The 26,417-nt window shown below is 59.7% G+C and carries 20 protein-coding genes; 18 read left to right on the top strand and 2 right to left on the bottom strand.

Annotation, left to right across the window (positions count from 1 at the left end):
• The first annotated feature begins 162 nt into the window (after positions 1 to 162).
• From OS242_RS09845 to OS242_RS09930, 18 genes are all read left to right on the top strand, one after another.
• Positions 163 to 2,349 carry an AAA family ATPase gene (locus OS242_RS09845; protein ID WP_267151513.1) on the top strand — a complete coding sequence of 729 codons (2,187 nt, stop codon included), beginning with the start codon at positions 163 to 165 and terminating at the stop codon, positions 2,347 to 2,349.
• A 15-nt stretch (positions 2,350 to 2,364) separates the two neighbouring features.
• Positions 2,365 to 2,937: a DUF4255 domain-containing protein gene (locus OS242_RS09850; RefSeq protein WP_267151514.1), complete on the top strand. Its 573-nt coding sequence runs from the start codon at positions 2,365 to 2,367 to the stop codon at positions 2,935 to 2,937.
• A 5-nt stretch (positions 2,938 to 2,942) separates the two neighbouring features.
• Positions 2,943 to 3,722, top strand: coding sequence for a hypothetical protein (locus OS242_RS09855; protein ID WP_267151515.1), 780 nt, complete (start codon positions 2,943 to 2,945; stop codon positions 3,720 to 3,722).
• Between the two features lie 43 nt (positions 3,723 to 3,765).
• Positions 3,766 to 5,526, top strand: coding sequence for a phage tail sheath family protein (locus OS242_RS09860; protein WP_267151516.1), 1,761 nt, complete (start codon positions 3,766 to 3,768; stop codon positions 5,524 to 5,526).
• 18 nt (positions 5,527 to 5,544) lie between these two features.
• The gene (locus OS242_RS09865; RefSeq protein WP_267151517.1) at positions 5,545 to 5,979 is read left to right on the top strand and encodes a phage tail protein; all 435 of its coding nucleotides are present in this window, start codon (positions 5,545 to 5,547) and stop codon (positions 5,977 to 5,979) included.
• A 98-nt stretch (positions 5,980 to 6,077) separates the two neighbouring features.
• Positions 6,078 to 6,458, top strand: a complete 381-nt coding sequence (locus OS242_RS09870; RefSeq protein WP_267151518.1) for a phage tail assembly protein — start codon at positions 6,078 to 6,080, stop codon at positions 6,456 to 6,458.
• Positions 6,459 to 6,466: 8 nt separating this feature from the next.
• Complete coding sequence (locus OS242_RS09875; protein ID WP_267151519.1) at positions 6,467 to 6,643, top strand: DUF6760 family protein; 177 nt, start codon at positions 6,467 to 6,469, stop codon at positions 6,641 to 6,643.
• 15 nt (positions 6,644 to 6,658) lie between these two features.
• Complete coding sequence (locus OS242_RS09880; protein ID WP_267151748.1) at positions 6,659 to 7,087, top strand: phage tail protein; 429 nt, start codon at positions 6,659 to 6,661, stop codon at positions 7,085 to 7,087.
• On the top strand, positions 7,084 to 11,427 hold the full coding sequence (locus OS242_RS09885) for a beta strand repeat-containing protein (RefSeq protein ID WP_267151520.1): 4,344 nt from the start codon (positions 7,084 to 7,086) through the stop codon (positions 11,425 to 11,427). Before OS242_RS09880 ends, OS242_RS09885 begins: the two co-directional genes overlap by 4 nt.
• A gap of 38 nt (positions 11,428 to 11,465) precedes the next feature.
• Positions 11,466 to 12,086 carry a CIS tube protein gene (locus tag OS242_RS09890; protein ID WP_267151521.1) on the top strand — a complete coding sequence of 207 codons (621 nt, stop codon included), beginning with the start codon at positions 11,466 to 11,468 and terminating at the stop codon, positions 12,084 to 12,086.
• A 13-nt stretch (positions 12,087 to 12,099) separates the two neighbouring features.
• Positions 12,100 to 13,197 carry a phage late control D family protein gene (locus tag OS242_RS09895; protein ID WP_267151522.1) on the top strand — a complete coding sequence of 366 codons (1,098 nt, stop codon included), beginning with the start codon at positions 12,100 to 12,102 and terminating at the stop codon, positions 13,195 to 13,197.
• A complete protein-coding gene (locus OS242_RS09900; protein ID WP_267151523.1) occupies positions 13,194 to 13,922 on the top strand; it encodes a phage baseplate assembly protein V in 729 nt (242 codons plus the stop codon). Before OS242_RS09895 ends, OS242_RS09900 begins: the two co-directional genes overlap by 4 nt.
• A 134-nt stretch (positions 13,923 to 14,056) precedes the next feature.
• Positions 14,057 to 14,458, top strand: a complete 402-nt coding sequence (locus tag OS242_RS09905) for a GPW/gp25 family protein (RefSeq protein ID WP_267151524.1) — start codon at positions 14,057 to 14,059, stop codon at positions 14,456 to 14,458.
• Positions 14,459 to 14,494: 36 nt separating this feature from the next.
• Positions 14,495 to 17,542 (top strand): putative baseplate assembly protein, encoded by a 3,048-nt coding sequence (locus tag OS242_RS09910; protein ID WP_267151525.1) that lies wholly within the window; start codon positions 14,495 to 14,497, stop codon positions 17,540 to 17,542.
• 38 nt (positions 17,543 to 17,580) lie between these two features.
• A complete protein-coding gene (locus tag OS242_RS09915) occupies positions 17,581 to 19,761 on the top strand; it encodes a putative baseplate assembly protein (RefSeq protein WP_267151526.1) in 2,181 nt (726 codons plus the stop codon).
• A gap of 29 nt (positions 19,762 to 19,790) precedes the next feature.
• On the top strand, positions 19,791 to 21,869 hold the full coding sequence (locus OS242_RS09920; protein ID WP_267151527.1) for a phage tail protein: 2,079 nt from the start codon (positions 19,791 to 19,793) through the stop codon (positions 21,867 to 21,869).
• A gap of 25 nt (positions 21,870 to 21,894) precedes the next feature.
• The gene (locus OS242_RS09925; RefSeq protein ID WP_267151528.1) at positions 21,895 to 23,562 is read left to right on the top strand and encodes a hypothetical protein; all 1,668 of its coding nucleotides are present in this window, start codon (positions 21,895 to 21,897) and stop codon (positions 23,560 to 23,562) included.
• 12 nt (positions 23,563 to 23,574) lie between these two features.
• Positions 23,575 to 24,375: an eCIS core domain-containing protein gene (locus OS242_RS09930; RefSeq protein WP_267151529.1), complete on the top strand. Its 801-nt coding sequence runs from the start codon at positions 23,575 to 23,577 to the stop codon at positions 24,373 to 24,375.
• 80 nt (positions 24,376 to 24,455) lie between these two features.
• On the opposite strand, the gene OS242_RS09935 is transcribed toward OS242_RS09930, so the two are convergent.
• Both OS242_RS09935 and OS242_RS09940 read right to left on the bottom strand, forming a co-directional pair.
• Positions 24,456 to 26,021, bottom strand: coding sequence for an MORN repeat-containing protein (locus OS242_RS09935; RefSeq protein ID WP_267151530.1), 1,566 nt, complete (start codon positions 26,019 to 26,021; stop codon positions 24,456 to 24,458).
• Between the two features lies 1 nt (position 26,022).
• A complete protein-coding gene (locus OS242_RS09940) occupies positions 26,023 to 26,409 on the bottom strand; it encodes a DUF4280 domain-containing protein (RefSeq protein WP_267151531.1) in 387 nt (128 codons plus the stop codon).
• Between the last annotated feature and the right edge of the window lie 8 nt (positions 26,410 to 26,417).

Consider the following 26,417-nt stretch of genomic DNA (forward strand, 5'->3'; position numbering starts at 1 on the left):
GCGTGAATAGCTAAGATCGGAAATTCCCCATTTTTCCAATGAAAACGTATGGTCGTTGACGTTAAGTAAAAGTCTAGTAGGGCATCTCGTTATTTGATATAGTAGGGATATAAAGAATTTTGGGGCTTCTTGTAGAAAAGCGTCGGACGGAGGAAAACGGACGTGACAACGGGGTATGAGAGCACATGGGCGTATCTGGCAGATGAGTGGGCACGGCTCGATCTGATGATTCGGATGCACCTGATCCAACAACAAGCACCGGCAGCCGATGACCCGTCGCTCGATCCGTTTCGCGGATTGGTCGTCTCGGAGCAGGAGGTGCAACGCCTGCTGGACGAGCCGGACTGCTCGTGGGAGGGGGACCCGGAGTGGCAGACGGCACAGCGGGAACTGGCCGCTATGGAGCGAGTGATCGCCGAGCGAGTCGAGGTCTCCCGAGCGGAGGGCGTTTCCTTGCCGCTGCTCGATCTCTGCGCACGATTTGCCCTGACCGAACTGGAACGACAGTGTCTGCTCGTCTGCCTCGCGGTGGAAGCGGATCGCAAATATGAAAAGCTGTTCGCGTTTTTGCACGATGACGTGACGATGAAGCAACCGACGGTCGATCTGGTGTTCAAACTGCTGCGGCTCTCTCCGGACGAGTCGTTACGGGCGCGGGCTGCGTTTGCACCGGGCGGGCGGCTGTCGACCTATTTTTTGAAAAAAGAAGAGAGTGCGGAAAAACAGCAGACGCTGCTCGCACGGGCGTTGAAGCTCGACGACCGGATCGTGCGCTATGCGTTTGGCGACGGCGAGCCGGACGAGTCATTGGCCCGGCTGACGGAGCGGCACCGTCCGGCGGACGAACTGCCGGAGCTGATCTGGGAGGCCGAGGTGCAGGAGCAGATGCGGCAGTTTCTCGCCGCAAGCCATCTGCGCGAGGGCGAGTCGCGCGTGCTGTTTTTGCTGCACGGGCAGCCGGGAGCAGGCAAGGAACTGCACGTCCGGCATCTGTGCCGCCATCTCGGCAGAAACCTGCTGGTGTTCGATGTGCGGCGGGCCAAACAGACGGACGCTGCCCTGCCCGATCTGCTGCGGCAGACCGTGCGGGAGGCGATCTTGCAACGGGCGGTGCTGTGCTTCCGGCATGTCGAGGAACTGCTGGAGGACGGGGTGCCGCAAAAGGCGATGTGCCAGTTGACCGAGGCGCTGGCAGATCTGGACGACGCGGTGTTTTTGCTGTCGGAGCGACCGTGGCGGATGGCGGCGGAAAACGGTCGTCATCTGGTCATCGAAGTGCCGCTGTCCGTCCCGCCCGACCCGGTGCGACGCGGGGTGTGGGAGCGGCTGGCTCCCCGCTACGGCGTCGGCGGGGAGGTCGACTGGGGCGCGCTGGCCGGAAAGTTCCGCTACTCGGTCGGGCAGATCGAGCGGTCGCTGGAACGGGCGGCGTTTGCGTCGACATGGCGGTCGGCTGCAGGACGAGAGCGGACGGAGATCGACCTTGCGACGCTGCATGAAGCGTGCTACGGGCAGGTCTCGCACCGGCTGGAGAAAAAGGCGACACGGATCACGCCGAAATACGACTGGGAGCGATTGATCCTGCCGCAAGAGCAAAAGGAGCAGTTGATCAACGCCTGCAACCAGATGAAATACCGCTCGCAAGTGTTCGGTGAATGGGGCTTTGACAAAAAGCTCTCCTACGGCAAAGGGCTGTCGATGCTGTTTGCGGGACCTCCAGGCACAGGCAAGACGATGTCGGCCGAAGTGATCGCGAAAGATCTGCATCTGGAGATCTATAAGATCGACCTGTCACAGGTGATCTCCAAGTACATCGGCGAGACGGAGAAAAATCTCCATGAGATCTTTGCCGAGGCGCAGCTGTCGTCGGCGATCCTGTTCTTTGACGAAGCGGATGCCCTGTTTGGCAAGCGGTCGGAAGTCAACGATTCGCATGACAAATACGCCAACGTCGAGACGGCCTACCTGCTGCAAAAGATGGAGGAGTATCAAGGGATCACGATCCTCGCCACCAACTTTCAGCAAAACATCGACGAGGCGTTTATGCGCCGGATCAACTATGTGGTCAAATTTCCCTTTCCGGATGCCGCCTATCGCGAGCAGATCTGGCGGGGGATGTTTCCGAAGGAGACGCCGCTCGATGAGGACGTCGATTTTGCCTGGCTGGCCGAGCGGTTTGAGATGGCGGGCGGGAATATCAAGAACGTCGTGCTGTCAGCCGCGTTTTTAGCGGCGGATGCGGGAACGAGCGTGCGGATGCGGCACTTGCTGTCGGCCGTCCGGCACGAGTTGCAAAAGGCGGGGAAGATCCTGCTCAAAGGCGACTGGGCGGAGTATTTCGAGGAATAGGCGGGGGGAGATCTCATGGCAGATTATACGGTGATCGCGGATGTCAGCCGCACGTTGATCCAGTTGTTCCGGGATCATCTCGTCCCGGAGCCGGTGTCGCAGCCGGAGCGGATCGGTCTGGCATCGCCGGCCGACAAGGGGGACCTTGTGCTCTCTTTGTTTTTGTACAACATTCAAGAAAACGGTCTCAACCGCCAGTCGTTCATGACGCCGCGCGGGAGCAACGGGCTCCAGCATCCCCCGCTGTCTGTCGATCTGCACTATCTGATCACGGCGCATTCCAGCGCCGAGGTCGCGACGCGGGCGCTCGATGAACACAGCATCCTTGGGCGTGCCGTGCAGGTGCTCTATGACAACGCGACGCTGAAAGGCTCGGTGTTGCAAGGGTCGCTCGGATACAGCGATGAGGAGCTGCGCGTGGTGTTTGAGCCGATCAGCATGGACACGATGGTGTCGCTGTTTCCCAGCAACTCGCCGTATAAATTGTCGTTTTCGTTTACGGTCGGGCCAGTCTACATCGACTCGGAGCGCGTCCGTCCGATGCGCCGCGTGACCGCATCCGAGCCGAAACTGGAAGACATGGAGTGAGCGGGATGGACAAAGAGACAGGGCTGCTCGTGATATGGCTGATCGACTCGTTCACGTCCGGGCCGCCGCAGGGCGCCGGGGTGAGCGTGACGGTCGACGGGCTGTTGCAACAGCCGCTTCGCAAGGCGAACGGGATGTTTGTGTTTCAGAAGGTGCCGCCGGGGACGTACCGGGTGCGGGTGCAGGCCGGGATCTATTTTTCCGAAGTGTTGGATGTCTCCACGGAGCGTCTCGATCCGATGCATCCGGTGGTGCCAGTCTCCCTGCTGCCGACGCCTGCGTATCCGTTCGACTACGACGCGACGCTGGTGCGGGCCGCCCTGCGCGATGAGAGGGACCTGCCGCTCGCGGGTGTGGAGGTGACGGCCGTCGTCGCGGACGAGGCCAGCGTCAAAGCAAGGCTTGCCAAAGCGGTCGCCGCCGGAGAGCGGGAACTGGCGCTGGTGCGGCAGGTGTCCCGGATCCGCGCAGGCGAAACGTACCTGCTGCGCGGAAGCAAGGGCGGGAAGGAAGAGCTGTGCACGATCTATGAGTCGGACGAGCCGGCCCGCACCTGCCTGTGCGTGGAGACGCTGGGCAAGGGGTTTGAAAAGGGATCGCTGCTGCTGCCCGCGATGCGGGGGCGCAGCGACGACCGGGGCGAGCTCGTCCTGCCGTTTCGCAATGTACATAAAAAAATCTTCGTCGCGGAGCTGAGATTTGTGACGGTCGGCGGGATCGATTCTCGCAAGGAGGTGAGCGTGGGGGAAGGGAGATGGACAGCCCTCGGGGCGGTCCGTTTGTAGTGGATGGCAGTTATTTTCCCAAGCAGAGAGGAGCATCGCACACATGGCTGAATACTTATCGCCTGGAGTGTATGTGGAAGAGTTCGACAGCGGCGCAGTTCCGATGGAAGGCGTCAGCACGAGCACGGCGGGCTTTATCGGTCTCGCACAACGCGGGGACAAAGCAGGCTTGCCGGTGCTGATCACCGGGATGCATGACTTCTTCCGCAACTTTGGCGGCTATCTGTCGGAGAAGGCGTTTGGCGACTATCGCTATCTGGCGTACGCGGTCGAGCATTTCTTCCTGAACGGCGGTTCGCGCTGCTACGTCATGCGCGTCGTGCCGGAAAACGCCAAGAGCGCATCGAACGCCGGTACCAAAGAAGCGGACAAACTGCTCATCACCGCCAAGAACGAAGGCGCGTGGGGCGACCAGATCCGCGTTGAGGTAGGCCCGGCCAGCAAGGCCAAATCGCCGATCACCGCTGTTGTCGGTGAAGGGGCAAACAAATACAAGCTCAAGGGTGCTGCCGGATTTAACGTCGGCGACACCGTGGCGTACTTTGACGGCGGCATGCGCCTCGGGTATTTCCGCATCACGGGCAAGCAAGACGACGTGATCGAGCTGAACGACGCGCTGCCGGAAGATCCGACCGACACCGGGCTCGTGCCGACCAAATGGCTGGCGACTTGCGAGTTCGATCTGATCGTGATCTACGGGGGCGAGGTCGAGCAGTATGAGAAAGTCTCGCTGAACGATCTGGCACCGAACCACATCGGCAAGGTGACCGACACGTCGAACATCGCCTTGTTCCAAGACCTGACTGATGCTGGTGCGGACGCGGAGATCATCGCGCCGTTCACACAGTTGACCGGTCTGGAAGAAGAAGGCTATGAAAATAAAAACGTCGCGCTCTCCCCGCTGTCCGGCGGTTCGGACGGCTCCATCGAGAGCGAGACGGTCGCCGACGGCCTGTACATCGGCTCCGAAGAAGGCGGCCCGGGCGCACGCACCGGCATCCAAGCGTTCAAAGACAACGACGAGGTCTCGATCATGGCGATCCCGGGCGTGACGTCGGCGAACGTGCAGTTGAATCTGACGGCTCATTGCGAGAACATGATGAACCGTTTTGCGATCCTCGACATGCCGATCAAGGCGAAAAAGACGGATGAGCTGCAAAAGCATCGCAATTATTTTGATACTTCCTACGGTGCGGTCTATCATCCGTGGCTGCAGGTGTTCGATCCGCTGGACAAGCGCAACACCTACATCCCGCCGTCCGGCTCGGTGGCCGGGATCTACTCCCGCTCCGACACGAAGCGCGGCGTGCACAAAGCGCCGGCGAACGAAGTGGTGCAAGGCTGCACCGGGCTGTCGGTGCAGTACAACAAGGGCGAGCAGGACGTGCTCAACCCGAAAGGCATCAACCTGATCCGCGCGTTTACCGGCCAAGGCATCCGCGTCTGGGGAGCTCGCACGATGTCTTCCAACGGGCTGTGGAAATACGTCAACGTGCGCCGACTGTTCATCTTTGTGGAAGAGTCGATCCGCCGCGGCACGAACTGGGTCGTCTTTGAACCGAACGACGGACCGCTGTGGGCGCGCGTGCAACGGACGATCGACGCGTTCCTCACCCGCGTATGGCGGGACGGGGCGTTGCAGGGGTCGTCGACCGGTGAGGCGTTCTATGTAAACATCGGCCGCAACACGATGACGCAGGACGATATCGACAACGGGCGTCTGATCTGTGTGATCGGGATCGCGCCGGTCAAACCGGCCGAGTTTGTGATCTTCCGCATCACGCAGAAGACTTCGGAAGAGTAAGAGAGAGGAGTGTAACAGATGGCAGGCGACCGCAAAGATCCTTACCGCAAGTTTCGATTCCGCGTGGAGATCGAAGGCATCCAGCAAGCGGGCTTCAGCGAAGTGTCCGGCTATGATGCATCGCTCGACGTGGTCGAGTACCGCGAAGGCAATATGAGCATCACCCCCCGCAAAATGCCGGGTCTGGCCAAGTACGGGAACATCACGCTCAAATGGGGCGTGACCGATTCGATGGACCTGTACAAGTGGATGGAAGACTGCATCAACGGCAACGTCACCCGCAAGACGGTGACGATCATCGCGATCAATGAAAAGCAAGAAGACGTGTCGACGTGGACCGTCAGCGAAGCATGGCCGATGAAATACACCGCCCCCGACTGGAACGCGACCGCGTCCGAAGTCGGCATTGAGTCGATGGAACTGGCTCATGAAGGCATGAAACGCACGAAGTAAGGTCTGAAGCATGACATCATTTGAGGTTTTGGGTTTGGAGGACGGGAGATGGCTTCCGTTCTCCTCCTCTTGCCTCTGACATCTGAGGAGGAACTGGGATGGCTTTTAAGACAGAGTTTGAATTTGAACTGCCGCGCGGCTATGTGGATGAGGAAGGCACGCTGCACAAGCGCGGTGTGATGCGCCTCGCGACGGCGGCCGACGAGATTTTGCCGATGCGCGATCAGCGGGTGCAGCAAAACCCGAGCTACCTGACGATCATCCTGCTCGCTCGCGTGGTGACGCGACTGGGCGATGTGCGGGCGATCGATACCCGTGTGATCGAAAAGTTGTTTACGGCCGACCTGGCGTTTTTGCAAAATCTGTACCGTCAGATCAACGAGTTGGACTCGACGATGGCGAAGGTGACCTGCCCGAAGTGCGAGCATGAGCACGAGGTGGACATGGCTTTTTTGACGGCGACGGGGACGGGCTTTTAGGATATCCGGTGGAAAAGATTTATGAGGAAGCGTCGTTCATCGCTTACTATTTTCACTGGCCGCACGATGACATCATGGAGATGGAACATCGGGAGCGGCGGCGGTGGTGCGATGAGATCTCGCGCATCAACCGCAAGTTGAACGACGAGCCGGAAAATCCGTTTGACGTCTTCGGAAAGAGGTGACGCGCCGTGGCGACGATGAGCCGGCCGAACGGGTCGTTTCGTTTTCGAGTGGAGCTGGACGGGATCGAGGTCGCCGGGTTCTCGGAAGTGTCGGGACTGCAGGCAGAGACCGAGTATGAGGAGTATTTTGAAGGCGGGCTCAATTCGCACCCGCATCGGTTTGCCAAGCGGACGAAGTATCCGCCGCTCGTGTTGAAGCGCGGGGTGACGGACGCTTGGGAACTGTGGGAGTGGTATGAAGATGTGATCAATGGCAAGATCGTGCGCAAGACCGGGGCGATCGCGATGGTGGATCTGGCTGGCAATGAGTTGCGCCGGTGGGATTTTTCCGGGGCGTATCCGGTGAAATGGCACGGGCCGGACTTTAATGCGTCGCAGAGCGCGGTGGCGATTGAGACGCTGGAACTGGTACATGATGGCTGGAAGAAGGGGCAGAAGAAATGATCTCGCACAAACTCATGCAACCCTCGTCTTTGAAGAACTCTTTGCAGCCGGTCCGGACTTTGGATGGCGCGTTTGCGCTGGGGATTTTGGAGAAGTACGGCTATGCGGTGGAGGATTATCTGGGGTTGTTGAGGTTGGTGTTCCGCGAGGCCGGATGGGACGGCGAAGCGGAGCAGGACGAGGTCTCGCAGGCGGAGCGATGGCGTGAGTGGATCGTCCAGTTGCAAGGACAGGTGGAGAGTCTCGAACGCGCGGGCAAAGGATATTTGCAGCCCGTGATCGCGCAGCAGCGGGTGGTCGAGCGGCTGGAGCGAGTCGTGGAGCGGACGATGGCCACAGACAGGATGCGGGATCGTGCCGGCAACGGCCGGGGTGACGAGCGTCAACCGGCAGGAAATGCGGGTGCGCCGACGGCGTCGCGCGGGCTCGTGCAGAGGGCGCAAGTCCCGGCTTGGACGCAGGCTGTCGGTCGAGCGGAGGCGCAACAGAGGCTGGACGTGCTGGTGCGGCAGATGCTCGGGCAGCGAGGTGGAGAGGTTGTCTATCAGGACAGGCTTCCGGCTTTGGGGCAGGCAAATGATGCAGGGCTCAGAACGGCCGTCCAGCAGGTATGGCGGGATGTGGTGTTCGGCGCGAGGACGGGAAGGGATGGCGAGAACGGTCTCGCCGGAAGCAACGGCCCAGGCGGTGCGCAAGGGCTGACGGGACGTGCGGGCATCGTCGGTGCGAGCGCAAAGGATGGTTCCCGAAGTCTCGACGGACAAGCCGGGGAGCAGGGAAGGAACGGCTCTGACGGGATCAGCGGACTGAGCGGACTGCATGGAATCCTGCGAGCGATCGGGCTCGACGGACCGACAGGAGAAAGAGGTCTGCGAGGGCTTCATGGTCTGAGCGGACTTGGTGGTGCGAAGGGCATCGACGGTCTGAGTAGATTTGGTGGTGCAAGTGGCATCGACGGTTTGCGAGGACTTGGTGGTGCAAGTGGCATCGACGGTCTGAGTGGATTGGGTGTAAATGGCATCGACGGTCTGCGAGGATTTGATGGTGCAAATAGCATCGACGGTCTGCGAGGATTTGATGGTGCAAATAGCATCGACGGTCTGCGAGGATTTGGTGTAAATGGCATCAATGCTCTGAGCGGATTTGGTGCAAGCGGCATCAACAGTCTGCGAGGATTTATCGGTGCAAATGGCATCTACGGTCTGCGTGGATTTAGTGGTGCGAATGGCATCAATGGTCTAAGCGGATTTATCGGTGCAAATGGCATCAGCGGTCTGAACGGATTTATCACTGCAAATGGCATCAACGGTTTGAACGGATTTATCACTGCAAATGGCATCAATGGTCTAAACGGATTTATTGGTGCGAATGGTATCAACGGTCTGAACGGATTTATCGCTGCAAATGGCATCAATGGTCTGAACGGATTTATCGGTGCGAATGGCATCAACGGTTTGAACGGATTTATCACTGCAAATGGCATCAATGGTCTAAACGGATTTATTGGTGCGAATGGTATCAACGGTCTGAACGGATTTATCGCTGCAAATGGCATCAATGGTCTAAACGGATTTAATGGTGCGAATGGCATCAACGGTCTGAACGGATTTATCGGTGCAAATGGCATCAACGGTCTGAACGGAATTATCGCTGCAAATGGCATAAATGGTCTAAACGGATTTAGTGGTGCGAATGGCATCAACGGTCTGAACGGATTTATCGGTGCAAATGGCATCAATGGTTTGCGAGGATCTATTGGTGCAAATGGCATCAACGTTCTGAATAGATTTGGTGGTACGAATGGCATCGATGGTCTAAACGGATTTGGCGGTGTCGATGGATTCAACGGGCTGTATGAACTTGTTGTAGCAAATAGATTCAACGCATTGAATGGATCTGCTGTAGCAAGGGCAATCAGCGGTCTAATCGGTTTCACAGGAGCAAATGGCTTCAACGGTCTCAATGGCTTAGCGGAAGCAAAAGGCTCCAATGGTTCGAATGGATTCGCAGGAATAAATGGCATCTACGGTCTGAACGGATTTGCTGGTGGAAGTGGCATCAACGGTCTGAACGGATTTATCAGAGCAAGTGGCATCAACGGTTTGAACGGATTCGCCGGAACAAGCGGCTTCAACGGTCTGAATGGATTCGCCGGTGCAAGTGGCATCAACGGTCTGAACGGATTTACCGGGGTAAGAGGCTTTGATGGTTTGAACGGATTCGCCAGTGTAAGTGGCATCAACGGTCTGAACGGATTTACCGGGGTAAGAGGCTTTGATGGTTTAAACGGATACGCTGGAGCAAATGGCTTGGATGGATCTGTTGGGGCAAGCGGGATCAACGGATGGAACGGACTTTTTGGAGTAAGAGGTTTGATTGGACGTAACGGGCTAGATGGTCTGAGCAAGATGATTGGAAGCAACGGGATCAATCGTCTGAACGGTTTTCTAGGAATGACTGTCCTCCAACGCCTGAGTGGTTGGAACGGTGTCCATCGTTTCGATGGATTCGAAGGGATACAGGGTCTCAACAGGTTAATCTGGGCCAGTGGCTTGAGAGGGCTGGAAGGACTTGTCGGCGATCAATTGCTCCGTGGTTTGAACGGACGAGATGGAGCCGATGGACAGAATGGACAAGTCGGGGCGAATGGTCTCGACGGTTCAAACGGACTCGCTGGACTTATTGGTCAAAGCGGGGTAAATGGTCTCGCTGGACGGAATGGATGGCGAGGACTCAGTGGTCTTCTTGGATCGAATGGACTCACGGGGAGCATCGGTCTCCCTGGAGGAAATGGTTTCAATGGCATAGCAGGTTCTTCTGGAGCAACTGCACTCAACTGGAGCTACGGGCTTCTGTGGGACAGCATGTCCAGTTCGATAAATGTGTTTCGAGCGGTCAACAGTCTCGGAAGAGACGATGTGATGCAATTCGTTGATCAATTGCGTGGAGAGAACGGTGTAAACGGCGCGAATGGAAGCCGTGGAGCCGATGGTTGGAACCGAAATGAGATCCAGCGTGTGACCGAGATACTTCGTACACTCCGTGGAAATCCGGGGGGGAACGGGCTGAACGGGATTGCTGGATTGACTGGATCGCCCGGAGTGCGTGGTTTACATGGCACGAACGGGCTGAATGGAATCGCAAGTCTGTTTGGATTTATTGGATCACCCGGAGTGCGCGGATTAACGGGCACGAACGGGTTGAATGGAATAGCAAATCTGTTTGGACTTATTGGATCGCCCGGAGTGCGTGGTTTACATGGCACGAACGGGCTGAATGGAATCGCAAGTCTGCCTGGACTTATTGGATCACCCGCAGTACCCGGATTAACGGGCACGAACGGGTTGAATGGAATCGCAAGTCTGCTTGGACTTATTGGATCACCCGGAGTGCGTGGATGGAACGGCCTGAACGGGCTGAATGGAATCGCAAGTCTGCTTGGACTTATCGGATCACCTAGAGTACCCGGATTAACCGGCCTGAACGGGCTGAATGGTATGGCCGGGCTCCTTGGATTGAATGGGCGATCCGGGCTGAGTGGGAGGTACGAGCCCAACGGGAGCGACGGAAGACTCATTTGGAACGGTTTGAACGGCAGCGGTGGTCTGCGCGGGTGGAACGGTCGCATCGGGATGACGGTGTTGCGTGAATTCGTCGGCAGTCTGCCCGGTTTGAACGGACTCGATGGAAGCGATGGATTCAATGGACTCGACGGTCGGCCTGGCAACAACGGTTTGCCCGGCTGGACCGAGACCGGCGCTCTGCGCACGATCTTCCGAGTGACTGGTGGAATGGGGCTCCGCGGTCTGAACGGCGCGGACGGCATCGGCCTGAGAGTGCAGGGAGTGAACGGGATACATGGAGCTGCCGGTCAGCGTGGACAAGAGGGGCGCAACGGACTCGACGGCCAGCCCGGCCAGCGCGTCCTCCACGGACAGCACAGTCCGGACGGCCGAGATGCCCGCACGGCACATCGGCTGCACAGCCCCGCCGAACGCAACCCGACCGCCACCCTCACTTCCACCGACGACCTCGTCCGCCGCCTGCTCCAACGCTCTCGCCGCTCGGCCGATCTGACGCAGGAGCAGCCTTTCCCGGACGAACGCTACGACACCGTCCTCGCGCACAAAAAGCCGTCGCAACCGGCCGCACCGCCGGAGTCGGCTGCTCAAGCGGCGCAGATCACCGCCGCATCGAACGCCCCGTCGCACCAAACGCCTTGGCAGCTCCCTTCGCCGATACCGGGGGAGCAGAACTTCGACATGGACCGGTTTCTCGACCGCGTCTACTCGGAGATGGAACGACGCATTCGCGACGAACAGCAACGCTGGGGCCTGTAACCGCCCTGGCCAAGACTGCCTGACAAGGAGGCTCACCGATGGGTTTGGAAAAAGCAACGATCATCGTCGTCGGCAAAAACACGAAAATCCCGGTCCTCTTCAATCCGACCGAATACTCGCTCTCCTCCGGCAACAGCTACGCCTGGCACAAAGTCCCCGGCCTGAACCAGCCGATCGCCCAATACATCATCGGGGAGACTCCGACACTGACGATGGACCTGTTTTTCGACACGTCGGAGAAAAAGTCGGACGTCCGCACCTACACGAAAAAGGTCAGCGGCCTGCTCAACGTCGACAAAGACCTGCATGCGCCGCCCGTCGTCGTCTTTGTCTGGGGCTCGCTCTCCTTTAAAGGCATCGTCGAAAAAGTCTCGCAGAAATTTACCATGTTCCTCGAATCGGGCATCCCCGTCCGCGCGACCTTGAACATCACCTTCCGCGAATACAAGACGATGAAAGAGCAATGGAGCGAGATCCCCCGCCAGTCGGCCGACCGCACCAAACACAAGATGCTCAGCGAAGGCGACCAACTCTGGATGATCGCCGAACACGAATATGAAGACCCCGGCCTCTGGCGTTCCATCGCCGACGCCAACAGCATCGACAACCCGCGCCGCTTGGAGACGGGCCGCCGGATCACCATCCCGCGTTTGGAGTAGGAGGAGGAACCGCATGGCAGACGTACCTTTTGACAAGACCTCTTACAAATTTGACGATCTGGAGAAAAAATACCGCAGTTTCTTCGCTCCCGCCTACGAGGTGGTGATCGACGGCGTCAACCTCATCCGCCAGAGCGTGGCGATCACCAGCGTCACCGTCAACACGACGGCTCAGAGCAAGTACGACACCTGTTCCTTCACGGTCAGCAACGCGTACGATCTCGTCAAGCGCGATTTCCAGTGGCTCGACTCGTACTTTGTGCTCGGCAAATATGTCGAGGTCAAATTTGGCTATGTGGACAAGTTTGTGACGGTGTTTTACGGGGTGATCCACAAGGTCGACCTGAAATACCCGAGCGACGGCAACCCGACGATCACCGTCGCCGCAGCCGACCTGTCTTTTCTCATGCAAAAAGGCTCGACGTTCGTGCAGTTGAAAAATAAAAAATTCAGCGACGTCGCGAAAGACATCGGCGGTCAGTACGGGCTGTCGGTGGAGGCGGATGACACGAAGATCACGCATCTGCAGATCCCGCGCTTTGGCAAAGACGATTTTACGTTTTTGCGGGAGTTGGCGCAGCAGATCCACTATGAGTTTTTTGTGGTTGGGAAAAAGATGTATTTCCGCAAAAAAGTCTACAGCCAGGCGCCCGTCGTGACGCTGATGTTCGGCAAGCATCTGCGGTCGTTCAGCACGTCGATGGATCTCTCCGAACAGGTCAGCAAGGTGATCGTGCACGGCCAGCTCCCGGACAAGCCGGAGCTGATCGAAGCGACAGCCGAGTCGGTCACGAAGATCGGCAGCAACTCCAAGACGGGCAAGGATATCATCAAATCGGTGTTTGAAAAGACCGAGACCATCTACACGAACGCGACGTCGAAGGACGAAGCGCAGATGTACGCCGACGCGATCCTCAACCGCCGTGCGATGGAGTTGATCAAAGGCGACGGGGAGTGCATCGGACTGCCGGAGATGCGGGCGGGTCTGTTTGTGAAGTTGGAGGGTGTGGGGAAGAAATTTAACCAGCCGCTCTATCTGGAGTCGGTGACGCACTCGATCACGAGCGGCGGCTACATCACGAAATTTAACGTCAGGGGGAACGCCGTATGATGAATCTGTTCACGCAGCCGTCCGACAGTTTTGCCAACGGGGCGGAGAAGATCAACGGCGTGATGAGCGCGGTGGTCACCAACAACAAGGACCCGGAAAAGCTCGGGCGCGTCAAGCTGAAGTTTCCGATGCGGCAGGGCGAGGAGGAGACCGACTGGGTGCGCATCGCGACGATGATGGGCGGTGTGGCGATGGGGAGCCGCTTTATCCCAGAGGTGGGGGATGAGGTGTTGGTGGCGTTTCAGCTCGGGGAGTACAAGTATCCGTATGTGATCGGGATGCTGTGGCACACCGAGGCGAAACCGCCGGAGGACGACGGCAAGGACAAAAACAACCTGCGCCGCATCGTGTCACGACAAGGGCACGAGCTGACGTTCGACGACAACACGGAAGAGCCCAAGCTCACGGTCAAGACGAAAAAGGGGCACATCCTCGAGATCAACGACAAGACGGACGAGATCAAAATCGCCGACTCCGGCGGCCAGCACTCGATCACGATCACAGCGGCCAGCAAAAACGAGATCGTGATCAAGAGCGGCGAGTCCACGCTGAAAATGAACGCCAAAGGCGAGGTCGAGCTGTCCAGCGTAAAAGAGATCAAGGTCAAGTCCACGCAGGTCAATATCGAAGCGAGCGCCTCGATGGAATTGAAGGCCAGCGGCTCGCTGAACATCAAATCGGACGGCATCGTGTCGATCAAGGGCAGCATGGTCAAGATCAATTAACATCAAGTTGCACGGCATCGTGCCCAACAATGGCAGCATGGTCAAGATCAATTCACATCTAGTTGCACGGCATCGTGTCGATCAATTCTTCGACCACGCGCTGGATGTAAGAGTTTCGCAGGAGGAGGTGCCTTATGGGTGAGAGTTTTCTCGGGCGCGGCTGGAAGTTTCCCGTGCAGGTGGATAAAACGACCGGACGTGTCAGGATGTCGGAAGGCGAGGAAGACATCGCCGAGGCGATCAAAGTGTTGATCTGGACGGCGAAAGGGGAGCGCGTGATGCGCCCGACGTTTGGCTGCGGGATTCATGACTTTGTGTTTGACAATACGGATGAGACCACCCTCCGCCTGATGGAATCGGCCATCGAGGACGCCATCCTCCAATGGGAACCCCGCGTCCATGAAACGGAAGTCGAGATCCACCGCGACCTGAACACGCCGGGCAAGCTGGCGATCTCCGTGTCGTACCGCGTGCGCACGACGAACAACCTGTTTAACCAAGTCTACCCCTTCTATCTCCAAGAAGGCGCACAATAACGCTCCACCCACTAACCGACAGAGGAAGGTTTGCCGATGCAACAGCCACCCCGCATTGACAACCGCACACTCGGCGATCTCGTCGAGCAGATGAAAGAGATGGTGCCGCATTACACGCCGGAGTGGCGGTTTTCTCCGGAGGAACCAGACCCCGGCACGGCGCTTTTTTTCCTGTTCGCCGAGATGTTTTTGCAAAACGCGGAACGACTGAACCGCGTGCCGATGAAAAATAGGATCGCCTTCTTGAACCTGCTCGATGTCACGCAGCAGGGCGCCAAGGCAGCCCGCTCCCACGTGACGTTCGCACCAAGCGTTGGCGCCAAAGGGGCGGTGTTGATCCCGGCCGGGACGCGAATTGCGGCGCTTGATCCCGACGGAGGCGACGACGACATTTTATTTGAAACGGAGCAGTCGATGCTCGTCACCCCGGCGGCGATCTCCGCGCTCTGGCAGGTCTCCCCGGCCCGCGACGTGATCACGGAAATGCCGGGCCTCCCGCTGACGACCCCCGTGCGCCTGTTCGACCTCGCCGCCGCGACCAACCGTCAGGAACACGCCCTCTATATCGGGCATGACGATCTGTTCCTCGTCGATGGTCCGGCTGAGTTTGAGATCGTGCTGCGGCATACGACCGCCCGCTATCTGGAACGCAGTCTCGGAGCCGTATTTGCCAATCCCGAGCACATCGAATGGCTGTACAGCACCGACGAAGGCTGGGAGCCGTTTGATCAGGTGATCAGCGATGAAAATCGTCTCACGCTGCGCAAACGTGGTCAGACACCGCTCGCCCTCCGCGAGATCGACGGGCAGACCCGCCGCTGGGTGCAAGGCCGGGTCAAACCGGGCAAGCTCCCGAGGATGTTGGCCGACCATGAGAGTCTGTTGCTGAACGGCGTGCGCGTAAAAGCGGCCTCCCTCGATCTCGACGGACGGGGCGGGTCGGCTCCCGATGTGTTGTTCTTCAACGATACGGAGGTGGAGGCGAAGTCCTGCTACCCGTTCGGGGAGTTTTTCGCACCGTACGGGGTGTTCTACATCGCCTCCCGGGAAGCCCTGAGCAAAAAAGGGGCCGAGGTGGAGCTCACATTTCGCCTGCAAGCGGAACGCAAGCGGCTGATCGAGGAAGAAGAACCGCCGATCCGCTTCAAATGGGTGATGCGGGAAGAGGAGTTTGAACGCAAAAAGGTGCCGGAAGCGTCGATCCGCACGGTGCATTGGGAGTATTGGAACGGGACGGCGTGGGTGCGGCTCACCGGCGAGTCGGAGGCGGAAGAACTCTTTTACAAACCGGGTGAAGAGTCGGCACGGGAACAGACGGTGCGCTTCATCTGCCCGGAAGATCTGGCGGAGACGTTTGTCAACGGGGTGTTCCAGCACTGGATACGCGCCCGCGTGGATCAGATCGACAATCTGTATGCCAACAATCCGATCTATCTGACGCCGAAGATCCAAGACCTGCGTCTCGCGTACCGCTCGGTCGAAGGCGTGGCTGTCGAGACGCTTCTGACGCAGAACAACATGGAGTGGGTCGACCAAACGATGCCCGCGAAACGGGAGCAGGCGCTGTTCCAGCCGTTCTACGGACCGGGGCACAAACATCCGGCGTTGTATCTCGGCTTTGCCGTGCCGCCGCAAAAAGGACCGATCCGGCTGTACGTGTCGCTGGAGGCGCAAGAGTTCACCGGCGCGACTCCGGTGTGGGACTGGGAGTATCTGCGCCGCGACGGGGCGGCCTTCAAGTGGGAGCGGCTGAAAGTGATCGATGAGACGCTCGGATTTTCCCGCAGCGGGACGGTACAGTTTGTCGGGCCGTCCGATCTGACGCACAGCACGCTGTTCCAGCAGGATCTCTACTGGTTGCGCGCGGTCAATCGCGACGATGCGGTGGAGCGTCGGCCGCTGACGGCGTTGCCGCTCATCGAAGGGCTGCACCTCAACACCGTATCGGTCGTCCAGCAGGACAGCGTGCGCGGCGAAACGCCAGGGCTGGTGCTGCGTGACGGAGCGGAACAATACGTACTGACGCGCACGCCGGTGCTCGGTGAGGAGATCTGGGTCGAGGAGACGGGCGAGATCTCCGAGCGGGAGGTCGCCGCTCTGGAAGCGGAAGATGCGAGCGGCGTCAGGGTGGTGCGCGACTCGGAGGAGCAGGTGATCCGCGTCGATGTGCGCTGGAGCCCGGTCGAGACGTTTGACGAATCGGGGCCGGAGGATCGCCATTATCTGATCAACCGCACGACGGGACGGTTTGCGTTTGGCGACGGCACGCACGGCAAAAAGCCGAAGCCGCTGCCGGAGCGGATCACCGTCGACTACAAAGTGATCGCCGGCCGCCGGGGCAACGTCGAGGCGAATGCGATCACGGAGTTGCAAAAGTCGATCGCGTTTATCGACCATGTCCGCAACCCGATCCCGGCGATCGGCGGCGGGGATCGCGAGCCGCTGGAGCAGGCGATGGCCCGCGGCCCGCAACTGGTGCGCCACCGGGGCAAAGGGGTGACGGTCGAGGACTTCGAATGGCTGGCCCGGCAGGCCTATCCGGATCTCGCCAAGGTCAAATGCCTGAAAGGGTACAACGCCCGGATGGAAAAAGTGCCCGGCCACATCGCGCTCGTGCTGCTGAGCAAAAGCGGCCCCGGCCATCTGCGGTCGTTCCGCGAGATGAAGGGGGCGGTGCTCTCCTATCTGGAAGCGCGCATCCCGAACACGATCCTAGGCACGGGACGTCTGCAAGTGATCGAGCCGTGCTATCTGGAGATCTCGATTCATGCCCATCTGATCGCCCGCACGATGGACGAGGTGGTGCCGGCGGAGCAGGAGGCGTTGGATCGACTGACCCGTTTTCTCCATCCGATTCGAGGCAATCACGACGGCAAGGGCTGGGAGATCGGGCAACCGCTCCACGTCTCCGCGTTTTATGCGCTGCTCAAATCGGTGACCGGCATAAGGCAGGTCAAATCGCTGGCGATGACGGTGCACAAGGTGGAGGGCGACGCGCGCACGGAACTGCATGTGGAGCAGGTCGCCCAACTGCCGCACGGGATCGTCGTCAGCGGCGCGCACCGGGTGACGGTGGATCTGTAGAACTGCAACAAGAAGGAAAGAAAGCGAGGTGAGGCCGCATGTTGCCCGTACCCAATCTGGATGACCGTCTGTTTGAAGAGATCGTCGGCGATGCCCGCAAGATGATCCCCAAGCTGTTCCCGCAGTGGACAGACGAAAACGCCCACGACCCCGGCATCACGATGATGGAACTGTTCTCGTGGCTGGCGGAGATGCAGCAGTATTATCTGAACCGCGTGACGCGAAAAAACGAGTTGAAATTTCTCAAACTGCTCGGCGTGCAACTGCGTCCGGCGGCCTGTGCCCGCACCGATGTGACGTTTGACCGGATCGGGTCGCACCTGCGTCTGCCGCCGGGGATGAAACTGGAGGCGAATGACCTCACGTTTGAGACGGAGGAGGGGCTGTGGCTGCTTCCGGCCCGGATCGAGCGCGTGCTGGTGCAGACCGATGCGGATGCGTATGATTTTACCTCGGCGAACGGAAACGGAAAGGTGACGTACTTCGCGTTCGGGGCGGAGGCGAGAAAAGGCAATCGGCTGTTGGTCGGGTTTGATCAGGAACTGCCGAGCGGCCGGCCGTTTGCGCTGACTGTCAGGTTGTATGAGGGCTATCCGATTCCGATGGGGCCGCTCACGGAGGAGCATGGGGATGTCTGCCATCCGTCCGCCCGCGTGGTGTGGAGCTACTTTGGGGAAGCGGGGTGGCAGGAGATCGAGCCTTTGCAGGACGAGACGGCGCATCTGTCCCGGAGCGGGCGGATCACGTTCACGCTCCCCGCTGCGATGCGCGAAACGACGGTGCATCCGGCGACCGATCTCCCGCGGTATTGGCTGCGCTGCACGGTGGAGCAGGCGGGGTACGAACTGCCGCCCAAAGTCGAGGTGATCGAGCTGAACACGATCTCGGCGGTGCATCGCGACACGCAGAGCGAGACGTTTTCCTTTGACAGCGAAGGGACGGCGGAGCAGACGTTCACGGTGGAGCACGCCCTCGCCTTTTTTGAAGAGGTCGAGGTGCAGGTGCGAGCCGGAGAGGACGGCACGTGGCGGTCCTGGGCGTTTGACGCGGAGCGCGAGGCAGAGGCGGCGGTGACCAAGATCCGCTGCCTGGAGACGCCGCCCGCTGGTGCCGACACGGTGCGGGTGATCGCCTTCACCGGAGAGTTTGCGGCAGATCGGTGGATCGGACGAAGCAACGGACTGCCCAAGCAGCGGTTTTTGCTGCCGTTCCAGCAGGTGTTGCCGGAGACGATGCTGTTGCAAGTCGGGGTGCGCGACCCGTTCACAGGCGAACAACTGTGGGAGGACTGGACGTGCGTCGAGGACTTTGACCGGTCGGAAGCGGAGGATCGCCATTTTCTGTATCTGCCCGAGACGGGGGAGATCGTGTTCGGCGACAACGAGGCGGGATTGATCCCGGAAAGCGACGAAGAGCCGAACCTGCGCTTGATCCGGTTGGCTCTCGGCGGCGGGGTGCGGGGCAATGTGCAGAAGGGCTTGATCCGGGCGGTGGAAGCGGATGACGCGCCGTACGCGACGCTCGGTGTGCACAACCGCGACCACGCGTACGGCGGCGCGGAACGCGAGACGCTGGAAGAGGCGAAGGCGCGGATCAGACGGGACCTGAAACAGTCGCATCGCGCGGTCGCCGACGCCGACTTTGAGCGGATCGCCAAACGGACGCCGGGTCTGCGCGTGGCGCGGGCGAAGGCGATCCCGCACTATCGCGTCGGCATGCGTGAAGGATCGCCCGCTGCGGATAACGTGGTGACGGTGGTGGCCGTGCCGTACAACGAGGAGAAAAAACCGCTGCCGAGCCCCGGATTTCTGCAGACGGTACAGGAGTACGTGGACCGTCACCGGTTGCTGACCACCGAGGTGGAGGTCGTGCCGCCGGTGTATGTGGCGGTGACGGTGCAGGCGTCGGTGGTCGTCGATCCGGCGCGGCAGGCCCAAGCGAGGGCGCAGATCCAGGAGGCGTTGCACCGCTGTCTCGATCCGCTAAACGATGAGGACCATTCGACAGGCTGGGCGTTTGGTCAGCCGGTCTACCGGGCGGATGTGTACAGCGTCATCCATGGGCTGCCCGGGGTGGAGTACATCCAAGACCTGCGACTCGAAGCATCGGGGCCGGGGTCTTACGTAGATGCCAGCGGCGATGTGCGGCTGCCGTTGCACGGATTGGTGTATTCCGGCGAGCACCGGATCGAGTGGATTTTGCTCGACAGCAGGAGCTAGAGCGGGGAGACGGGGGGAGGTGGAACGACATGTATCAAGAGGGGCTGTTTTTCTCGCTGAACAAAAGGCGGGACTGGCAAAAGGGCACGGCGTACAACGTCGAGATCGCCGACGAAGGACTGCAACTGGAGCAAGTGACGCGCTACGGCTATGAGCACCACATCCGGCTGGACGCGATCGGTCTGCCGGACGCCGTGAAAAATCTTTGGCTCGACCGCGACGGTCGGCTGATGATGCTCGATCAAGAGGCGGCGGTGTGGCGGTATGACACGCGCAACCAGCACGTCGAGCATCTGTTCACCGCCGGACACGGGCAATTTACCGTCCGGGCTCATCTCTGCGTGCAGGACGACCTTCTGCTCGTGGCCGACCGTCGGGGGGCACATCGCCTGACCGCGTTTTCGCTGCTCAACAGCCAGGTGATGTGGACGCTCGATGAGGCGGACGGACACGCGCTGGAGCCGTTGGGACTGGTCGCGGATCGGCAGTCTGTTTATCTGCTCACGGCACAAAAAGGGACGGATCGACTCGCCCTTTTACAGTTCGACCGCAATGGCAGCACGGTGCGGCGGGTGGAGCATGACCTGTTGACGCTGACGAGCGGCAGACGGAGCTATGCGGTCGCCGTCTCGCCGGACGGCGAGACGCTGTGGGTGCTCGACCGCGTGCGAAAGCGGGTGATCGGGCTGACGTTGGACGGAGAGCTGCGGTCGTATTTTTCGTTGAAGGACATCCAAGATCCGACCGGGCTGGTCGTCGACGGAAAGGGTCGTCTCTATGTGAGCGACGGTCTGAGCGAAGACCATCGGAGTCGGGGGGACGCGTTCGTCCGGCAGTTCTCGCCGCAGGGTCAGTTTCTCGATCCGGTCTCCGGCTACCGGGGGCAGGTGGACAAGCTGATGATCGACGGAGAAGGCAATCTGTACCTCGCCAACGAGGACGCGTACACCGTCACCAAACTCGTGCAAAAGCCAAGGCCACGCCCGCTGCCCGCTCTCGGTGCGGCGGAGGGGTACCAAGGCTACCAAGGGGCGTTCATCACGCACGCGCTGGACAGCACGACGACGGAGACGATCTGGCACAAGATCCAGTTGGAGCTCGATCTGTCCGACGAGACGCAGCTGCGCGTGTCGTTCTACTCCTCCGACAGCAAAAAAGTCTATGTTGGCGGCGGCATCTCCCGTGACATGGACGAGTACATGCGCGACCCGTCGATCTCCCAAAAGGAAAAGCTCGACCGGGTGCGCCACCTCTGGTCGGAGCCGATCCTCAACCCGCGGGATGCGCTGCTCTTTCACGCAAAAGGCCGCTATCTGTGGCTGCGGATCGAGTGGAGCGGCAGTGATATGAGGACGCCGCTCCTGCGGCGGTTGAGGGTGTGGTTCCCGCGTTCGTCGTATCTGGAGTATCTGCCCGCCGTGTTTCAAGAGCATGCGGAGAGCCGGGACTTTCTGGAGCGCTATCTGTCGCTGTTTGAGACGTTTTTCGCGGAGATGGAGACAAAGATCGACGGCATCGCCCGCTATTTTGATGCGGATGCCGCGCCGCCGGAGTTTCTCAACTGGCTCTCCTCGTGGCTCGGGCTCGCCACCGACGAGAGCTGGCCGGAGGAACTCGTGCGCGAGTTGATCCGCTATGCGCCGGTGCTGTTTAAGCAACGGGGCACTCCGGCCGGGCTGCGGGGGCTGATCCGTCTCTTTACCGGACATGAGCCGATCTTGATCGAGTATCACCACTATCGCAAACTGCTGAACAACCCGGAGTTTCGCGAGCGGATGCACCGCCTGTACGGGGATCATCCGTGGCAGTTCACGGTGCTGCTCTCCGCCGATGCGATCCGCTCCGAGCGCGATCTGCTGATGGTGCAGCGCATCATCGACATCGAGACCCCGGCGTTTGCCGAGTCCAAATTGGTCCTGCTCGAACCGCGCATCTATCTGGAGGCGCACAGTTATCTGGAGATCAACTCCGTGCTGTCGGAGCCGGGTCTTCTGACGCTGGATGAAAAATCATCGATGCCGTTCCACACGGCGCTGAAAGTCGACGAAGACTGGAAAAACCGCATCGATCTGCTGTCCCGCCTGGATCTGGACGAGACGTGGAGCTAGATGAAGGAGAAGGAGTAGAAGCGATATGAACAATCCGATCAAATACCCGTTTGAGCGCAACAGTTATTTTTACGGCAAGCTGCTGACGGTGCGTGACTTCGAATCGGAGCAGCAGTATGTGAACGACAAGCGGCGTCTCCTGAACCGGCTCCTGTTTGGCTCCGGGATCGTCACGGGACTGCAGGTGGTGCGCGTCGACGACAAGCAGATCACCGTCGAAGCCGGGGTCGCCATCGACCGCTACGGACGGGAGATCGTCGTGCCGGCTCCCCGCAAACTCCAGCTTTCCACGATCAAGGGATTTTCCAACAACAACTATGAGCAGGATGTGTACGTCACGCTCTCCTACGTGGAAAAAGGCAAGGAAGGGGTCAACCCGGTCACGCATTCCGCCATCGTCGATGACAAGGAGATGAAATTCAGCCGCGTGCTGGAGGAGTACGCCATCGAGGTGAAGGAGCAGGCGCCAAACCCGGATGATTTTGACGATCTCAATCTGACGCACTCCTACTCGGTGCTGCATGAGGACGAGCAGGTGCGCGTGTTGCATATCGTGCCCCGCTATGTGCAGGTCGGGACGACGTTCGAAGGGCGCGTCGTCGTGGAAAAGACGGTGAAGACGCCGGATGTCACCCTGCTGTTTGAAGTGAACGGCGAGGAGTGCTATCTGCCGGGCAACGCGCAGGGCAAGGTGGTCTTTGATACATTTGAATCGGGCAGTTACACGCTCAAAGCCGGTCTCAAGCCGGGCATCAACGGGCAGGTGCTGATCCCGGCGGGCACGGCGGTGCTGACGTACGGCGACCGCCGCATCGAGATCCCGCATCACGACATTCGCCATGCGTTCGAGCTGGTCGAAGGCGCGGTGGAGGCGCGGATCGAGCGGGCGTTTTATGAGCGCAAATTTGATCAGGTGATGCGGCCGATGGATCACACGAAAAACTGCATCTATCTGGCGAAAGTGCGGCTGACGCGCGTCGACGACGTGAACTACACCATCGAGGAGGTCGTGCCCGCTCCGTTTGGCGAATATATCTGCAACAGTTCGCTGTTGCGCAAGATCGGTAGCAACGGGGTCGGCGGCGTGACGGAAGGGGCATCGTTTGGTGTGCATGCAAAGGCCGCGTGGCTGAAGGCGGGGGAGGAGCCGAGTTTGGAGGCTTCGTTTGACCGCCGCACGCAGCAGTTGCACATGGCGCTCGGTGTCCCGGCTCCGGCCAAGGTGGAGGAGCGGCTGAAGGTGACGACCGGCACGGTCGACCTGCCGCTGACACCGCCAGTCAGGCACGGGCTCAATCCGTTTGCGCGGCTGTCGTCGCACAGCTACTCGACGGAGATCGAGCATGGGCTGGGTCTGGGTCCGGTGCGGATCGAACTCGGGGTGGAGGAGTCGAGCGAGAACGCGGTCGCCGACATGCTCGACCGAGGGGACCGGCTGTTCTGCGGTGAGGCCGATGTGTTTCGGGAGAGCGAGTTTGACCCGGACACGCCGGATGTGACGCTGGGGGCGGTCGTGTATCCGAAGAAGGGGACGTTCCGCGTCGGGCTGCGGCTGAACCAGCACACCGACCGCACCTCGATCCGCCTGCGGTGGTGGGCGTATCAGACGGTGGATGGAGAGGTGCGGGCTGCACAGTTGCAGACCGCGTACAAACAGATCGCCGAGACGGATTCCGTGACACCGGAATCGTAGGAGGAGAAGCCCGTGAAACAGCGCACCGACAAACTGCGCAGCGCAACGCCCGCACCTTCGGTCAGTCAACAACAGGCGGCCAGCCCGGACAAAGCCCCGCTCCCGCCGGTGCAACGCCACGTCCTGCAACTCCAACAGGCTCTCGGCAACAAAGCCGCGGGTCAATGGATCAAACAGATGCAACGGAAGGCAGACCCGGCGATTCAACGCATGGCAATGCCGGAGGAAGAAGACTTGCAGATGAAGTCTGACCCGGCGATTCAGAGGATGGAAATGCCGGAGGAAGAGGAACTGCAAATGAAAGCTGACCCGGCGATTCAGAGGATGGGATTGCCGGAGGAAGAAGAACTGCAGATGAAGGCAGACCCGGCGATTCAACGCATGGCAATGCCGGAGGAAGAAGAACTGCAATTGAAAGCCGACACCTCCGCGCCGCCGGTGCAGCGCAAAGGCAAGATGCCGGAGGAGGTGCAGGCAAAGATGGAGTCGGCCTTCCAGACCGATTTCTCCGACGTGAACATCCACGAGGGCAGTCAGGCGACTGACGTGGGCGCCATCGCCTATGCGCAGGGCAGCGACATCCACTTTGCCCAGGGCAAGTTTGACCCGAACTCCCGCTCCGGGCAGGAGTTGCTCGGGCACGAGCTCGCCCACGTCGTCCAGCAGCGCGAAGGTCGCGTGACTGCGACGGCGCAGGCGAACGGCCTGCCGATCAACGACGACCCGAGCCTCGAACGGGAAGCGGACGATCTCGGCCGCAAAGCCGCCTCCTTGGAGGCACCCATCGAGGCCGCGCAGCATAAAAAGAGATAAGGCTACCCTCTCAGCCCTCCCATATAAAAAAGCCAAGACAGATGTCTTGGCTTTTTTCTTCGTCCATTTTCAGCTCTCATCTACTGCACCGGCGTGATCGTCGCCGATCGGCCCGGCTGATACACGATCTGGGACGTGCTGTCCCGATACGTCAGCATGCTGCCGTTTGCCCCGACCAACTTGATCTCCGGTGCTTCCTTGTCTTTTTGAGGACTCTCCACCAGCGCGCCGATCTGCTGAAGCGGCTTGCTCCCCCAGATCTCGATGGCGCAGACCAGCGAGTCTTTCTCATTGGCGGCCGACAGTTCCAGATAGAACGTCGCCTGCAGGTCTTGGTAGATCAGTTCCAACTTCGGCGCTTCCGGCGTGCCCGCCGTTTTGATATCGCTCGGTTTGCCGATCAGCTCTTCCAGCTTTTTCGCGGAGAGGCCGAAAAAGCCTTGGTAGTAGACGTAGCCCTGTTTGAAATAGCCGTTGTAGATCACCGACGCTTTTTCATCCAGCAGCGTGCCGCGACCGTCTTCCCGGCCGTCTTTGAACGTGCCTTTGTAGACGATGCGGGAGCCGGTCGCGTCGTATTTCTCCCCTTCGCCGTGATAGCGACCGTTGACGAAGTGGCCGACGTAGACCGGTTTGCCGTCTTTGTTTTTCAACTCGCCTGCGCCGTTGTACGCTCCGGCTGCAAACAGACCGGCGTATTTGACCTGCCCGTTCGGGTGCAGTTCTTTGCCTTCGCCGGAGTACTGCCCGTTGACGAACAGCCCGTCGTAGAGCGGCACGCCGTTGTCGTACAGCATCCCTTTGCCGTTGTACGCGCCCGCGGTGAACAGGCCCTCGTAGATCAGCGTGCCGTTCGCGTTGAGCAGCTTCCCGGCTCCGTCATACTGCCCGTCCAAAAAGCCGCCACTGTAGCGGACTTTTTTGCTGAGATAATACTCCGTCCCCGCACCGCCGTACGCGCCGTTTTTAAACTCGCCTTCATAGCGCGTCGCACCGTTCGAGTAGAAGAGCGTACCTTTTCCATTGAACACGCCGTCCGTAAACTCGCCCGTGTAGATCGGCGTGATCTGCCCGTCGTAGCGCGAACCGGTGCCGGTCATCTGGCCTTTGGCAAAGTCGCCGTCATAGAGCAACTCGCCCGACGCGCCGTACAGTTTGCCCTTGCCGGTGTAGAGGCCGTCGACAAATTCGCCTTCGTAGAGGATCGAGCCGAGCGGGTCGTACAGTTTGCCTTTGCCGCTGTATTTGCCCTCGGCGAGACCGCCTTGGTAGACCATCGTGCCGTTTTCGTTGAAGAGCTGAACCTTGCCGGTGAAGCTCTGCGCTTTGGTGCCTTGCGAGTAAAAGTCGCTGTACCGTCCGAAAAACTGCTCAATCGGCGCAGGCGGCGTGATCACCAGCAAAAACAGCAGGGCGGTGATCAGCGTCACCGAGAGGATGCCGATCAGCCAGAGCAATCGTTTCAAAACAAACCGCTTCCCGATCTGGAGGTAATCCTCGCGGGTCGGGGAGTCCGGGGTGAGGGAGAGGGTGGACAGACGGGCTTTTGCTTTTTCCAACAGGGCGGGCAGCAAGGCTTTTTGCGCCTTTTTGGCGTTTTGCAAGGCTGCCTGCTGCGTTTTTTGCAGGTCGGTTTGGTTGATCATCCTACGGCACCTGGATCGTCTGCTGCCCAGGGTTGGTGATCTGGATCACGCCCGCCCAGTTGCAGAGCAGTTTCGAAGAGTTGTTCAACGCGGGAAAATTTGCCACGAGCACCGTCGGCGAGCCCGGTGCCCACGGAGCGGTCGTCATCGGTACGCAGGGCATCGGCGTCAGCACGCCCATGGCGGCTGCGGTCGCGGCTGCCACCTGCGGATTGGCCGGCGACTGGCACATCGCAAACGGCATGATGTTGGCCATCGGTTTGTTGTCCATGATATTCGCAATCGGCATGCTCGTCATCACCCGATTGGCCGGAAGCACCGTCAATGTACTGGGCGCCGTGCCAAAACTGCACGAGATCATCGCACCGCCGCAGACCAATATCCCCATGATTTCCC

It is taken from the genome of Tumebacillus lacus (assembly GCF_026410385.1).
GTDB lineage: Bacteria > Bacillota > Bacilli > Tumebacillales > Tumebacillaceae > Tumebacillus > Tumebacillus lacus.